The organism is Paenisporosarcina sp. HGH0030 (assembly GCF_000411295.1).
In the GTDB taxonomy this organism is placed as follows: Bacteria; Bacillota; Bacilli; order Bacillales_A; family Planococcaceae; genus Paenisporosarcina.
The window spans coordinates 760,981-775,673 of sequence record NZ_KE150421.1; the positions used below are offsets into that span (position 1 = coordinate 760,981).

Below are 14,693 nucleotides of genomic sequence, written 5' to 3' on the forward strand. Positions count from 1 at the left end.
ATGCCTATTTTATATGTTTATTATTTCACCAATTCTGCAGTTTTAGAATTCACCTTTTCCATAACTGACGTACTATGAAGTGGCTGAACTTTTGAAGATGGATCAATATAAACTTTTGCATTGCTAATTGCTGTTGGAGCCTCTCCAAAACCTGAAGCAATCAGTTTTACTTTGCCTTCATATGTGCAAATATCTCCCGCAGCGAAAATGCCAGGAATACCAGTTTCCATTCTTGAATTTACGACAATGCTGTTTTTCTCAAGAGTCATGCCCCAGTTCTTGATGGGACCAAGTGACGATACAAATCCATAATTGACTAGTACAGCATCTACATCAATGATAGTTCTTTCGTTGCTTTTTACTTCTTTCAATACAACCTGTGTAATGCGGTCTTCTCCACTTAACTCTGCAGGGACGAAGGGAGTCAGCACTGTTACAGAGGAGTTTTTCATCTTTTCCACTGTGTTTTCATGTGCTCGGAATTTATCGCGACGGTGAGCAATGGATACTTTCTGTGCGATTGGCTCCAGCATGAGTGCCCAGTCAACTGCAGAATCTCCCCCACCAAAAACATGTACTTTTTTCCCGGCAAATTGTTGTAAATCATTGATCAAATAATGAAGATTGCTTTCTTCAAATTTCAATGTATCTTCCAAATCCAGTTTCTTCGGATGGAATGCTCCATTACCTGCTGTTATCAATATGGTTTTTGAATAATGGATGCCCTTACTCGTTATAAGCTTAAATGTGCCATCGGCTTGTCTTTCAAGTGCCTCCACCTCTTGATTCAAACAAATCGTTTGTTCAAATTGACCCATTTGTTCTAGTAAGTTATCAATAAGTTTTTGTGCAGATATTTTCGGAAAACCGGCAACATCATAAATATATTTTTCTGGATACAACGCAGACAATTGCCCTCCAAGTTGCGGGAGGCTTTCAATAATTTTGCAGGACATATTACGGAGTCCAGCATAAAAGGCGGAGAATAAACCGATGGGTCCTCCCCCAATAATCGTTACGTCATACACTTCCCGATCATGAGACATTATCATTTCCCCCTACATTATCGTTCGTTCTTTAATAGCACAGTAAAAAAACATTTCGTTTTTATATATAACACTTTATATACGTTTTGCTATAATTCTGTAATACTTACTTTAGATTAATAGCGGGAGAGTTAGATGTCAATAATAATTTCAGAAAATTCCAAATGGAATACTCCTTCATCTTTCATCGCAATTCCTAACCCCGTTCCAAGAATAGGGTTAATAATAGAAAATATTAAAATGAAGCCAAAATAAAAAGCCCCGCCAAATTTGGCGAGGCCTTGTCTCTTTTCTAGCTTTGTTAATCGATGTTGTTGGTTGCTTATCGTACATTTGCGCACATCATTAAACAGCCCTTAAAGTGCTTTATCGTCAATTGAATTTAACCATTGTTCAATTGGGCCGATTACGGATTCAACGCAACCATCTTCGAATGGTGAAATCAAATTGGCTTCTTTTACAAGTCCTGTAAACGACAGACTTCCTCCAATTTTACATAAGTGTACATAATCTGCCCAAGCTTGCTCACGGTCTTCTAACGTTCGTTTGAAGAACTGGAATGCACAGATTTGAGCCAATGTATAATCAATATAATAGAACGGACTTTGATAAATATGGCCTTGTCGTTGCCAGAACCCACCTCTGTTTAAGTAGTCATTACCGTCATAATCACGGTGTGGCAAATATTTTTCCTCAAGCTCACTCCAAGCCTTTTTACGTTCAGCTGGCGATGCCTCCGGATTTTCATAAACAAAGTGTTGGAATTCATCCACAGCCACCCCATATGGCAAGAATTCAAGCGAACTGCTTAAATGGGAAAATTTGTATTTATCCGTATCCTCCTTAAAGAAGTTTTCCATCCATGGCCAAGTAAGAAATTCCATACTCATAGAATGAATTTCACACGCTTCGTATGTTGGCCAATTATATTCAGGGATTTCAAAATGACGACTTGAATACACTTGGAATGCGTGTCCCGCTTCATGTGTGAGAACATCTATATCTCCAGATGTACCGTTAAAGTTAGAAAAAATGAAAGGTGCTTTGTAATCTTCGATATACGAACAGTACCCACCGCTTGCTTTCCCTTTTTTCGCGACAAGATCCATCAAGTTATTGTCTATCATGAAATCAAAGAATTCACTTGTTTCCTTCGACAATTCATCATACATTTTTTTGCCACCATCTATGATCCACTCCGGTGAACCTTTTGGTGTGGCATTTCCGGTTTTGTAATTGATTGATTCATCGTAGTATTTGAAATCATCTACCCCGATGCGAGCCTGCTGACGTTCTTTTAACTTGGATGCCAACGGAACAATGAAATCCTTGACCTGATCACGGAAGTTCATGACCATTTTCGCGTCATAATCTGTGCGAATCATACGATAATAGCCCAGTTCCACAAAGTTTTTGTATCCTAATGTACGGGCAATTTCCGTTCGAACTTTTACCAAATCATCAAAAATCCGATCGAGTTGCTGCTCGTTTTCTGCGAAAAAGCTAAAGTAGGCGTCTTTTGCCCGTTTCCTCATGTCACGGTCTGTAGATTCAGTGAATGGCTGCATCTGTGCCAAGGTACGCTCTTCATTTTCAAAATTGATTTTGGCAGACGCAATCAATTGTTGATATTCTGATGAGAGTTTATTCTCTTTTTGCATCATTGGAATGACTTCAGAAGAAAAAGATTTAATCTGTGCTTCCGCAATGGCAAATAATTGAGTGCCCCACTTTTCTTCCAACTCGTTACGGAAAGATGAGCTCACCAGTGACTTATAATATTTTGTAATTAAATCATCTACTTTTGGACTTAGTTCATCGAAGTAGTCCCGTTCCGCTTTGTAAAACTCGTCATTCGTGTCAATTGAATTTCTGATGTAGACAATGTTCATCATCGTTCCCACATGGTTTCTGATATCATTGATTTGCTTCATTACTTCACTTTGTACTTCAACAGTTTCGGAGTCATTAAACTCAGTTAATGCTTCATTAAACTGCGTTTCAATCTGTTCGAATTCAGGTCGTGTATACGCAAATTCTTCAAATTTTGTTACCATCCTAAACATCCCCTATTATTTTCAAATCGCAATCTAAGAATTTTTAATCATTTGATTACGTCTACTCATAAATAGTTTACTATTAATTCATTTATGACAACAAGAAAAATTATTTTATTTAGAATGTTAGGTATATTTATTCTGACCACTGGTTTTGTTGTTCTTCTGTCGCTACTAACTGTAAGTCGTCAGCTGTTATTGTAATGATTTGATAGTCATGACGTTCTGCATATTTCATGGCCAGTTCTTTCATAAACTTTGGTGAACCTTCATTTTCCTCATCATAAATGATCAGTAGACCGTCAGAATTTCGTATTATGAATTTATTCTTTTCTATAAATTGCCAAGGTCCTTCATAAGGTTTTTTCGTCACACTTGTTTGAAAATCAGCATTTGAACAAATCGTTTGATACATTTCTTTTTTGCTGTCATTCCAGTTCTTTTCTTGCTCAAGAAAAGGCGTAATGACTGCGTATTTTAAATGCGGGAATGATTGCTTCAAATCAATAACCAATTGCGCTGCCCACGTTTCGACCCCTAACTGCCCGCTGACAATAACCCATTCCAGTCCATCGTCAATTAGTTCAAGAAGACGATTTTCTAATGCCTTCTTTATAAAACCTACGCCTGGATGTTTATCGTCGAAAACACCAATCTCGTGCTGTTTATAACCTGTAATCACTAATCTTTTAATCATTTGAAAACCTCCGTGTCACTAACGTATCTATATAGTATTTTAGCATTTAATAGAAACAACAGTTTGGAGAACAACGTCCAGGTTATCAAAAAATAAAGACCCTCCAATTTCAGAGGGTCCGTATATCATAGATTATATTAAAAACATGGCTACGATTGTTGTAACAACCAACCCGATTGTCACTGGAAGAAGGTTTCTTCTCGCAAGTTCAAATGGATCGACACCACAGATAGCTGCCGCTGGAATAAGAGCCCATGGAACCAACGTCCCTCCACCAACCCATATGGCTGCAATTTGACCAAGAGCGGTCAAAGTAGCTGCACCTGCACCGATTGCATTAGCAAAGATAGTGGCAACAGAACCTACCAGAGAAATACCCGAGAACCCCGAGCCATCCAAGCCAGTTATTGCGCCAACAATCGTCAAAGTAACTGCACCGACTTCTTTACTTAACGGAACGAGTGATGCAAGAGCTACACCAAGGTCGTTGACGATGCCATGTGAAGTCTTCGGCAATAGTTCACCGATTATTTTATTGAACCCTGCATCTCCCAGATAAAAGAATGCAGCAATCGGAATGACTGCACCGAACACTTTAAAACCGAATTGAAAACCTTCAATAAAGTAACTTGTAGCTTTTTCAAGCCCTTTATTTTTATGGCTGACTATTGTAATGAATAAGAGGATGAAAACAGATGTACCACCTATCAATGCGGTTGCATCGCCACCCTGTAAATCAAGAATGGACATCGCAATCACGTCAAGTGCAAACAGGACAGGGATCAGGAGTGCAAAAAAGCGCTTTTGTCCTGCGGATAACAACGTTAATTGATGTTCAGTAGGTTCCGTTGTTGGCATGGCTGATATTCCTGTAGTTGCTGTTAACAATCCGGATTTTAAGTCTCGTTTCAAGAAATAAAACGCGGTAATGGTAGTCACGAGCCCCATCACAATAACTAGCGGAATACTTGCACTGATGACATCACCAACTGGAAGCCCCGCAGCATCCGCGGTCAATTTTGGTGCTCCTTGAATAATGAAATCTCCTGATAACGCAATTCCGTGCCCGAATAAGTTCATTGCCATGGCAACCCCAAGTGCAGGCAAGCCTACACGAAGTGCGATTGGAAGTAATACAGCGCCCATCAACGCTACAGCTGGAGACGGCCAGAAAAACCATGAAATGACCATCATTAAGATTCCGATTGTCCAATAAGCCAATGCAGGGGTCTTAATGAGTTTCGAAAACGGTGAAATCATCACATCATTGATTCCGGTCGTTGTCAGAACTTTACTCATCGCGACAATAATTGAGATAACAAGTATCGTTGGCAATAATTCTGTAATCGCGAAAATGAAGCTGTTAAAAATACTACTGATTGAGCCACTCAAAGAGCCAGTGGCAGTAATGGCAATTAGAAAAATACCGACGATACTTACAATGGTTGTATCACGTCTCATCACCATAAAGCCGATGATTAAAAAGATAAAAACGACATAAATCCAATGCAACGCTGTTAATTCAACACCCATCAGATTTCTTCTCCTTTCTTGCATCCTTTTGTTTGAAGAGGGTATCCCTACTTCAAGATGTTCTATAGGATATGTGCAGCAAGAAAAGTGGTGTGAGGAATGCCCAAGAATTTGAGAGACAAAAAACACCGCTCAATTAAGTGAGCGGTGTGATAAGTACTATTAAAAATCAAAGTTATCTGGATCTGGACCTACACGTTTGTTTTCATTGAGTGAAGAAATTTTCTCCATTTCTTCTGCCGAAAGCTCAAAGTCAAATATAGATGCATTTTCAACAATACGATGTTCATTGATTGATTTTGGAATGGTCACAACATCATTTTGAAGATCCCAACGCAAGATGATTTGTGCCACGGATTTTCCATGTGTCTCAGCAATTTCTTTAAGTTTCACATCATCAAGTAATTGCCCTTGCATAAGGGGTGACCAAGCTTCAAGTTGAATATTGTTTTGTTGGCAAAATGCACGCAGGTCTTCCTGACTCAATTTAGGATGGTATTCAACTTGATTGACCATCGGAACGATTGTTGCATCTTTCATTACATCTTTTAGGTGATGAATATGGAAATTACTTACTCCAATTGCTTTTACACGGTTTTCAGTATAGATAGTTTCAAGTGCTCGCCAAGTATCTTTATACTTTCCTTCTACTGGCCAGTGAATTAAGTATAGATCTAAGTAATCCAAGCCTAATTTTTTTAGACTTGTTTCATAAGCGTCCAAAGTAGTTTCGTATCCGAAATCTGCATTCCACACTTTAGAAGTGATAAATAATTCTTCTCGTGAAATACCGGTTTCTATCATTCCCTGACGGATTCCTTCACCCACTCCTTCTTCATTTTGATACACTGCAGCAGTATCAATGCTGCGGTATCCCTTTAAGATAGCAGTCTTCACAGCTTCTATTACCTCTGTTCCTTCTTCAACTTTAAAAACGCCTAATCCGAACCAAGGCATTTTGATTCCATTATGTAAAGTTGTACATGCTTGCAAGTTATTTTTCATTTTTGTTATTCCTCCAGTGTCTACATATTTTACACTTTCCCATTCTCTCTTTTTTCATTTAACACTTCAATTAATTGACCTTACCAATATAATTTCCATGAATAATAAACGCTCTTTTCCTTGAAAACACTGATTTGTTATACACTTGCATTATGCAAATTAATACAATGTAATATACTTGCATTTTACAACAATAATACAATACTTGTTAAACTCAAGTAACTTACAATGAATATGTTTGTATTCCACAGCTATTACACATAAGAAAAACCATCCCCTGTTTGTGAACTGCCCCATAAAAGTTAGACACCAATCTAACTTTTATGGGGTGTTTATTTTGGCCAAATTTACAAAAGAACAAAAAATTTCAGCAGTTAAACGATACTTGGATGGCAACGAGGGATATTCAACTCTCTCAAAAGAAATTGGTGTGTCACAAGTTATTCTTCGAGAGTGGGTTGGACTTTACAAGGTTTGGGGTCCTGACATCTTTGATGTATCCTATACAACGTATTCTGCAGAGTTTAAACTGGAGGTACTAAACAATATGGCGGATACAGAAAGTTCTTCTCTCGATATTGCGGTCGAATATGGCATTACCTCACCAGCAATGATTAGAAGTTGGAGAAGAGCCTTCGAAAAAGAAGGTTACGACGCCCTGTTTCCCAATAGAAAGGTTCGTCCTCCTATGAAAAAGAAATCAGAAGATAAGAAAGAGTTAACAGAGATTGATCAGTTGAAGGAGAAGGTCAAACTTTTAGAGATGGAAAACGCGTACCTAAAAAAGTTGAAAGCTTTGGTTCAAGAACAGGAAAGGTCACAAATAAAATCAAGACGCAAGTAATCCTTGAACTGAAGCATCTCTACCAGGTCACCGACCTTATTAAAGTGGCCAGTATCAAACGGAGTGTCTATTACTACTGGGAACAGCGGTTGAATGCGCCAGACAAATATGAACTGGTAAAGAAGGCCATCACGGAGATCTACCACGAGCATAAGGGACGTTACGGGTATCGACGTATCACGATAGAACTCGAAAACAGAGGCTTCAAACATAATCCCAAGACCATCCTTCGTCTCATGAATGACATGGGACTGAAGTGCCTGGTCCGTATGAAAAAGTACCGTTCTTACAAAGGGAATGTCGGTCATATCGCTCCAAATCATCTGAATCGTGATTTCCGTGCGGATAAAATGAACCAGAAGTGGGTCACGGACGTGACAGAGTTCCACCTGTTTGGAGAGAAACGCTACCTGTCACCCATCATGGATCTGTGCAATGGGGAAATCATCGCTTTCAAGGTCATGGCACGCCCAGTATATGAACTCGTAAGTGATATGTTAGATCAGGCTTTGGAAAAGTTGTGTCCTGAGGATAACGTCATCCTCCACTCAGATCAAGGCTGGCATTATCAACATGCGAAATTCGTCAAGACACTCGATGCACACGGCATCACCCAGAGCATGTCCCGTAAGGGAAACTGTCTCGACAACGCAGCCATGGAGAGTTTCTTTGCCATCTTGAAGTCCGAACTTCTCTATCTGCAAGACTTTCGAGACATCGCTCATTTTGAGAGAGAACTGGACGAGTTTATGGATTACTACAACAACAAGCGTATCAAGGCAAAATTAAAGAACCTGAGCCCAGTGAAATACCGGAGTCAGGTCCTTAAATCTGCATAATTTTCATGTTTAACTTTTTTGGTTCAGTTCATTTGTTGGGAATGGCTTACTTCTTAACCTAAATCTTTACCGTAAACAATTTCATCTTCATCCTGCACATCCACCGCATTAATGATATGTACTGATGTGCGTAAATACATTTTTGCGGTATCATCTGTTAACACCCAGCGTTCATCTGGCATCAATTCAAAAGGCACCATACGGGTTTCTTTTGATTTTACTGAGCCTACCATTTCAATGGTGTGTTTCGCCACACACTCTTCAGTTACATCAAAATCACTGTCTTCCCGATGCCCTTCTTTTCTCAACAATACTTCTAATTTAATGAACTCAATAACTTGTTCGCTTTGACCACCATTAATATAAATTTTACCTGATAGTGATTCTCCGTGCGCAATTTCAGGTTTGTCTACAACAGTATCTACTTTCATTGAACCAATACCGATTGTAGACAAAAACTTTTTCAACATCATGTCTTCCTCCCTGTCATAGAAACCATTCCATCCATTCCAATTGATTCACTTATCTCATGTCCATTATCAATAATGATGATCAAGCTCTGTTTCATGTCGATTGTATCTACGCTTAAATAACTTATAAATATGCGTGACCAATACTTTAAGTAAAGCATACCCTGGAATCCCTAAAATTACGCCTGGAACTCCAAACAATGAACCCGCAGTCAATAAAACAAAAATAATGGTAATTGGATGTATATGTAGTGATTTACCCATAATCTGAGGAGAAATAAACTTCCCTTCTACTAATTGTACGACTGTCCACACAATCGCCAATTTAAACAGCATGAATGGGGAAGTTACGATAGCAATCACAGCTGCTGGTGCGATTGCAATAATCGGTCCTAAATAGGGCACTACACTAGTAATCATGGCTAAAACCCCTAGAAGCAAAGCATAGTCCATACCAATAATAACGAAACCGATGAACACCATAAATCCAATGCACATCGCGATCAAAATTTGTCCTTGAATATATGCACTGATTTGTTTGTCTGCATCTTTCATTACCTGACGTGTATCTTCTCTCATGCGTGGAGGCAATAAATTCAGAATATATTGCGGTAACTTTTCGCCGTCTTTCAACAAGTAAAACAAAATAAATGGCACGGTTACAATCGCCAATATTAAACCTGTCAAAGTGGAGATTACTTTCCCAATCCCACTAGCAACTCCACCCACAGCATCCTGGAGGGTATTTCCAATATCCTCAGGTAGTTGCTGCAGTATTATATTTACATCAAATTCAAGATTAGCATAGTAACTCGAAAAGATTGATGTTTTAAGAAAGGCATCAATAGATATGACAAGTTCCTTGAAGTATCCAGGGAAATCTTGAATCAAATTCGTTAACTGCGTTTTTAGGAACGGAAACACAAGTAAGATTAATAAGGTGATGAGGCCGATTAACCCTAAGAAAATAATAAGAATGCCCCAGATTTTCGGTATTTTCAACCGTATCAAAAGCCGCAGTAAAGGACGTAAAAGGTAATACCCAATGGTTGCTAAAATGACAGGCAATACGACATTCGCCAAAAACACTTGCATGGGATAAAAAACAAACGAAACGACATCAAAGATCCATATAATCAAACCCAATAATAAGATCAATAACATTAAATATAGTGTATTCCTCCCACCTAGAAACTGAATGAATCTAGTAGAAAAAAAGGATGTTTTTTCTGGTTGCATATCATGTCCCCACTTTCGAATTCTCATAATCTTAAGAATGATTACGATAAAACTAATTTTACAGGAAAATTGCGCTGATAATCAATTTATCAACGCAATCGCATTCCTAGGAATTCGCTTAAAGCCTGCTTATTTTCATCTAGATTTATTTCAATGACAGATCCTACACCCGGATAAGACCCAAAATCATAACTATGTTCCACAGGGATGGTCATTTTATTAATGTCTACTCCCCCGCTGAACGCCAGGCTTAGTACTCGTTTGACTTCATCTGTAGATGAGTAATCAGACTGGACATAACCATGTATGGCCCCTGCAAATTTCGGGTAATGAGCAGCATTGGAAGGACTCATGATTTCATCTTTTAATGCTTCCATAACTTTTTGCTGTCTCTCAACTCGTCCGAAATCCCCTTCAGCATCTGCGCGGAACCGTGCATATCCTAAAAGTTCCTTCCCATTCAACTGTTGAACTCCAGGTTCAAGTGAAACCCCAATTTTCTCGGACATCGCTTTTTCGACATCTATTTCGACACCGTCTGGTGCAACAATATCAACCAACGATTCAAAGCTTTTAAAATCTATCAGCGCATAATGGTGGATTGGCACGCCGAACATACTTGAAATCGTATCCTTGACAAGTTGTACGTCACCTAAGTAGTATGCAGTATTCAGCTTATAGGATTTGTATCCTGGAATTTGAGCGTAAATATCTCGCATGAACGACACAACATTCACTTCGTCGGTTTCTTTATTCCACGAAACCAGCATCATTGTATCAGAACGGGATTGTTCTTCTCCCCGAGTATCTACACCAAGAACCAAAACATTCTCAATGGATGGGTTTTTCACATCCATCGGATCACCTGTGAACTCAATATCATTTTTCCCTTTATTGGAAGCCAGCTCTTGACCAGCTTTAAATTGAACGAATGAATATATAGCTACTCCTATTGCAGCCAAAAATAGAAGAGTCATAAAAAATCTACCGAAACGAAACTTTCTTTTCCTTCTCATGGAACGACGATTTGGAACTTGTTCTTCCAAAACGCTCCCCCCTTTCATATCTTTCATATAATAGAACGAAATAAGTCCAAAAAAGTTGCTTTTTTTCCTCTTCAATCATAGTTGTTGAGCACAGAGGATGCAAGTGCTACAATACGGTCTATGCAGGTTTGAGAGGAGTTTTATAAATGGAAATAGCTACATTTGCAGGCGGTTGTTTTTGGTGTATGGTCAAGCCCTTTGATCAATGGGATGGAATAGAGTCCGTCATTTCAGGTTATATGGGTGGACATGTTGAGAATCCTACATATGAAGACGTGAAAAAAGGAGATTCAGGGCATCTTGAGGTCGTACAAATTCAGTTTGACCCATCTGTTTTTACATATAAACAATTACTTGAAATTTTTTGGCAGCAAATTGATCCAACGGATGACGGAGGTCAATTCCAGGACCGCGGAGAATCTTATAAAACAGCGATTTTCACACATTCCGATGAACAAGTGGAAATAGCGAATGAATCAAAACAAGCACTCGCTGAGAGCGGACGTTTCTCCAAACCAATCGTCACACCAATCCATCCTGCGGAAACATTTTATATCGCAGAAGACTATCATCAAGATTACTATAAAAAAGAACCGGATCATTACGCAGAAGATCGCGCTATGTCCGGCCGTGATGAATTCATCCAAGAGAATTGGAAGAAGTAATTCGATTTCTAGCCTTGCGCTTGCAAGGCTTTTTTATTTAGGCACGCTTATCGCACATTCGCGCTAGTCGCATGTTCTGCAAGAACTCACAAATATCAAATGCTTTCTTTAACATGACCTTTATTTAAAAGGACCGTGACTATAAACATTCCTATAATTAAAGCGAGCAAGACAAAGAACGTCATTTGATGTGTTCCGCTCCAATCGTATAAAATACCGATTGCCAAAGGAACAAGCCCTCCCATGATAAAACCGCCTGTCTGAACCATTGCCGTCCATGCGTTCGCTTCTATTGCATCTGTCGTTTCATCGAGTGGTAGCAGTAATGCAAGCGGGAACAATACACCAAGTGTAAATCCAAGGAGAATCGCTGCCGGCCAAATCAGTGTCATATTCCCTGTCAATAACAAAACAATTCCAATGGTCCCGATAATGAGCGCGGAATAAATCCAAAATGATCGGATCGGAAATTTCTCAAGTAGTAAAGGGATGAAAATGTTTGTTACTATTTGTGCGACTGTCAAAACACTGATAACTGAACCAGCTTCAACCACATTAAATCCTAGTTCACTCGCTGCAGATGCAAGCCATGTCGTCAATGAGAAAAACAATGAAGCTTGAAAACCAAAAAACAATAAAATAAGCCATGCTCTCGTATTTGTCCACGGCGAACGGAATGATGCTGTCACATTTTCTCGTTCAATCGGAACAGCGATTTCTTTTTCTGGCTTCATGGCAACGACCCAAACCAAGTATGCCAACAATGCTAACGAAGACCAGAAAGCTAGGGCATACTCCCATTCTTCACCGATCTTGACATATAATATACCGGTTAAACCAGCACTCAATGTTGCACCAGCACCCATACCTAGTGAATAGATTCCTATAGCTGAAGCAGTACGAGAAGGGAATTTTTCTTTAATTAATGATGATAAAATAGGTCCGATAATTGCAATGGCAACACCTATTACAAAAGCAGTCACCAATAGTGATACATAGTCATTTAACCATGCACGTAATAAAGTAAGCACACCTATTAAGACGATTAATAAAGAAATGCCTCTTCTTTGTCCGAACTTATTCAGCCAGTGAACAGCCAATGGTGCGAATAATCCCATACAGATTACGGGAACCGCCGTTAACAAACTTACTTCACTGTTCGTCAAATTTAAATCATTACGGATTGTGTCCAGTAATGGCCCGATTGATGTAATAGCAGGTCGTAAATTTAAGGCAATCAAAAAGATGGCAATTAATAATGATGTCATTGATTTTTGGGAATTCATAATCTCCGCCCTCTATAATTAAAATAGTTCTCCACCAAGTAAATCATATCAGACGTCCGACCACAACTATGAAACTTTGTATCTAGCATGCAAACTTGTGTTCCCTTTTGATAATTTGTACAATAAATGATGAAAGGGTGAATAAATTGAAACTCATTCAATGGAGTTACACGAAAAGATACCAAGTGAAAGCTATTTTTGATGAATTTCCAAATATGATTCTCGTATTCAGGACGATAGGGTCCTATTATTTTATATTTACTACAAAAGGATCGATAGACAATCGATATCCAACTAGAAAAGATTATGTTGAAATGGAACTGTTGGTAAATGAGCAGCTGCAAACGCTGCAATCCTACATAAATCGCAAGTCACCACTCGAAATGAAGTGGGTTGACGAATGGTTGCAAAAAAAAGAACTTCCACTTACACAATTGGAAGTCCTTTCTCATAAAGAATAATTTGCTTGCGTCCAAGCGATTTTGCGATGTAAAGCGCTTGGTCTGCACGTTTCAATAAATCTTCCAGTGATTGCTGGATATCATATTCATGCACACCAGCCGAAAATGATAACGGTACTGGATCCATTCGGTATTTCAACAATTCTTCATTGCAGCAATCTTGTATTGAAAGTAATTGACGGTGAATTTCCTGCGTGTTGCTGTTTTGAAAAAGAATAATAAATTCTTCTCCCCCCCACCTCGCAACGACATTCAGATCATGAATTTTCCGTCTTAATAGGCTGGCAAAAGTTTGGAGGGCAATATCCCCAAATGTATGCCCGTATTGATCGTTGATGTTCTTGAAATGATCCAGATCCAATATCGCCAAAGTAAAAGACTGTCCGCTCACTTCAAAACGATTTTGAGCCTTACGGATTTCCTCCACCATTTTCCGTCGATTAAATAGTGACGTTAAGTGATCGGTAATGGAAAGCTCCTTTACTTGTTCGACCAAACGTTCCAACTCCTCATGGCTCCTATGAAGCAAAATCTCAATTTCTTTTCGCTCGGTAATATCGATATGTGTCCAATCATGCGCTTTGCGAATCTCGATTGTCACGCTCCAAAGATTTTCCACGACCCAAAACCCAACGATTTTGGAGATATATGTTCTACTTCTTGTTTTCCGTTGTCCAATACCCGGTGCATAAAAATTATAGGTCCATTCCAAGTCATTTCATGAAAAGGCGTTTCAAACACTTTTTCCATATTACCCATAATACACCAACTATCTAATACACTTATTATAACTGAAAGCAAAAATTAAGGCTACCTAATTAAGGAATACCAATCACGTGCATCCTGTATTTCCTTCATTGTCAATTGGTGTCCGTTGTTATACCATTTTTCCTGAACTTTAGCGCCTTGAACACGTAATACATCAATTAACTCCTGCGTCTCTTTTTGAGGAATAATGGGATCATTTGTTCCTGCCCCAATAAAAATATGTGCATTCTGTATTTCTTTTACTGTGTTGTTTCGATATGGCACCATTGCATGGAATAAAATCGCTCGATCGACAATTTTCTCATATTTCATCAGCAATGTTGCTGCAATATTTGCTCCATTGGAATAGCCAATAACTGTGACAAGGTCAGTGTTCGGTGCATAATGCGATAAAGCTTCCTTAAGGAACGTATGGAGTTCTTCTGCGCGGTAAAACAAATCTTTCTCGTCAAAAATACCTTCTGCTAGACGGCGGAAGTATCGTGGCATGTCCCCCTCCAAAACATTTCCACGAACTCCAAGTAAGGATGCTGTCGGATCGATATGTTTTCCCAGATTAATCAAATCATGTTCATTTCCACCTGTACCGTGTAGCAATATCAAGACGTTTTTTTTATTTGTTCCTTCAATAAATATGTGTTGATGTGTTTCATTCATCGTTATCCCCTCCTTCTTTTCATTTTATCTTGAATTCAAGATATATTCCACTCTTAAAGTTTGAGCATTCTTATACCCTT

The 14,693-nt window shown here is 38.9% G+C and carries 14 protein-coding genes; 3 read left to right on the forward strand and 11 right to left on the reverse strand.

From position 1 onward, the window contains the following. Nucleotides 1-20: 20 nt before the first annotated feature. The 5 genes from HMPREF1210_RS03790 to HMPREF1210_RS03815 form a co-directional block, all read right to left on the reverse strand. Nucleotides 21-1,046 (reverse strand): NAD(P)/FAD-dependent oxidoreductase, encoded by a 1,026-nt coding sequence (locus HMPREF1210_RS03790; RefSeq protein WP_016427286.1) that lies wholly within the window; start codon nt 1,044-1,046, stop codon nt 21-23. Between the two features lie 356 nt (nt 1,047-1,402). Next, nucleotides 1,403-3,103, reverse strand: coding sequence for a M3 family oligoendopeptidase (locus tag HMPREF1210_RS03800; RefSeq protein ID WP_016427287.1), 1,701 nt, complete (start codon nt 3,101-3,103; stop codon nt 1,403-1,405). Between the two features lie 136 nt (nt 3,104-3,239). Next, on the reverse strand, nt 3,240-3,800 hold the full coding sequence (locus tag HMPREF1210_RS03805) for an SLOG family protein (protein ID WP_016427288.1): 561 nt from the start codon (nt 3,798-3,800) through the stop codon (nt 3,240-3,242). A gap of 132 nt (nt 3,801-3,932) precedes the next feature. Continuing rightward, complete coding sequence (locus HMPREF1210_RS03810) at nt 3,933-5,333, reverse strand: hypothetical protein (protein WP_016427289.1); 1,401 nt, start codon at nt 5,331-5,333, stop codon at nt 3,933-3,935. A 162-nt stretch (nt 5,334-5,495) separates the two neighbouring features. After that, entirely contained in the window at nt 5,496-6,338 is an 843-nt protein-coding gene (locus HMPREF1210_RS03815; RefSeq protein WP_016427290.1) for an aldo/keto reductase, read from the reverse strand. A gap of 337 nt (nt 6,339-6,675) precedes the next feature. Here HMPREF1210_RS03815 and HMPREF1210_RS17530 point away from each other — a divergent pair. Then, a protein-coding gene (locus tag HMPREF1210_RS17530; protein ID WP_147640285.1) for an IS3 family transposase occupies nt 6,676-8,021 on the forward strand; the annotation gives its coding sequence in 2 pieces (ribosomal slippage) (nt 6,676-7,150 and nt 7,150-8,021; 1,347 coding nt in all). Between the two features lie 53 nt (nt 8,022-8,074). Here HMPREF1210_RS17530 and HMPREF1210_RS03830 read toward each other — a convergent pair. From HMPREF1210_RS03830 to HMPREF1210_RS03840, 3 genes are all read right to left on the reverse strand, one after another. Next, on the reverse strand, nt 8,075-8,491 hold the full coding sequence (locus HMPREF1210_RS03830; protein ID WP_196930496.1) for a sporulation protein: 417 nt from the start codon (nt 8,489-8,491) through the stop codon (nt 8,075-8,077). Between the two features lie 69 nt (nt 8,492-8,560). Further along, nucleotides 8,561-9,730: an AI-2E family transporter gene (locus tag HMPREF1210_RS03835; RefSeq protein ID WP_016427293.1), complete on the reverse strand. Its 1,170-nt coding sequence runs from the start codon at nt 9,728-9,730 to the stop codon at nt 8,561-8,563. A gap of 89 nt (nt 9,731-9,819) precedes the next feature. Then, nucleotides 9,820-10,776, reverse strand: a complete 957-nt coding sequence (locus HMPREF1210_RS03840; protein WP_016427294.1) for an LCP family protein — start codon at nt 10,774-10,776, stop codon at nt 9,820-9,822. 146 nt (nt 10,777-10,922) lie between these two features. Between HMPREF1210_RS03840 and msrA the strand changes: the two genes are divergently transcribed. Then, entirely contained in the window at nt 10,923-11,441 is a 519-nt protein-coding gene (gene msrA / locus HMPREF1210_RS03845; RefSeq protein WP_016427295.1) for a peptide-methionine (S)-S-oxide reductase MsrA, read from the forward strand. Nucleotides 11,442-11,536: 95 nt separating this feature from the next. Here msrA and HMPREF1210_RS03850 read toward each other — a convergent pair whose 3' ends face one another. Beyond that, nucleotides 11,537-12,727, reverse strand: a complete 1,191-nt coding sequence (locus tag HMPREF1210_RS03850) for a CynX/NimT family MFS transporter (protein ID WP_016427296.1) — start codon at nt 12,725-12,727, stop codon at nt 11,537-11,539. 137 nt (nt 12,728-12,864) lie between these two features. Between HMPREF1210_RS03850 and HMPREF1210_RS03855 the strand changes: the two genes are divergently transcribed. Next, nucleotides 12,865-13,188 (forward strand): hypothetical protein, encoded by a 324-nt coding sequence (locus HMPREF1210_RS03855; protein WP_369757722.1) that lies wholly within the window; start codon nt 12,865-12,867, stop codon nt 13,186-13,188. On the opposite strand, the gene HMPREF1210_RS03860 is transcribed toward HMPREF1210_RS03855, so the two are convergent. Both HMPREF1210_RS03860 and HMPREF1210_RS03870 read right to left on the reverse strand, forming a co-directional pair. Continuing rightward, on the reverse strand, nt 13,154-13,807 hold the full coding sequence (locus HMPREF1210_RS03860; protein ID WP_231391048.1) for a GGDEF domain-containing protein: 654 nt from the start codon (nt 13,805-13,807) through the stop codon (nt 13,154-13,156). The genes HMPREF1210_RS03855 and HMPREF1210_RS03860 overlap by 35 nt on opposite strands. A 191-nt stretch (nt 13,808-13,998) precedes the next feature. Further along, complete coding sequence (locus HMPREF1210_RS03870) at nt 13,999-14,613, reverse strand: alpha/beta hydrolase (RefSeq protein WP_016427299.1); 615 nt, start codon at nt 14,611-14,613, stop codon at nt 13,999-14,001. Nucleotides 14,614-14,693 lie beyond the last annotated feature (80 nt).

Bases quoted from the DNA above. Each gene is read 5' to 3' on its own strand.
- HMPREF1210_RS03790 (WP_016427286.1), bottom strand. From the start codon at position 1,046: ATGTCTCATGATCGGGAAGTGTATGACGTAACGATTATTGGGGGAGGA.
- HMPREF1210_RS03815 (WP_016427290.1), bottom strand. From the start codon at position 6,338: ATGAAAAATAACTTGCAAGCATGTACAACTTTACATAATGGAATCAAA.
- HMPREF1210_RS03800 (WP_016427287.1), bottom strand. From the start codon at position 3,103: ATGGTAACAAAATTTGAAGAATTTGCGTATACACGACCTGAATTCGAA.
- HMPREF1210_RS03810 (WP_016427289.1), bottom strand. From the start codon at position 5,333: ATGGGTGTTGAATTAACAGCGTTGCATTGGATTTATGTCGTTTTTATC.
- HMPREF1210_RS03850 (WP_016427296.1), bottom strand. From the start codon at position 12,727: ATGAATTCCCAAAAATCAATGACATCATTATTAATTGCCATCTTTTTG.
- HMPREF1210_RS03870 (WP_016427299.1), bottom strand. From the start codon at position 14,613: ATGAATGAAACACATCAACACATATTTATTGAAGGAACAAATAAAAAA.
- HMPREF1210_RS03830 (WP_196930496.1), bottom strand. From the start codon at position 8,491: ATGTTGAAAAAGTTTTTGTCTACAATCGGTATTGGTTCAATGAAAGTA.
- msrA (WP_016427295.1), top strand. From the start codon at position 10,923: ATGGAAATAGCTACATTTGCAGGCGGTTGTTTTTGGTGTATGGTCAAG.
- HMPREF1210_RS03835 (WP_016427293.1), bottom strand. From the start codon at position 9,730: ATGCAACCAGAAAAAACATCCTTTTTTTCTACTAGATTCATTCAGTTT.
- HMPREF1210_RS03805 (WP_016427288.1), bottom strand. From the start codon at position 3,800: ATGATTAAAAGATTAGTGATTACAGGTTATAAACAGCACGAGATTGGT.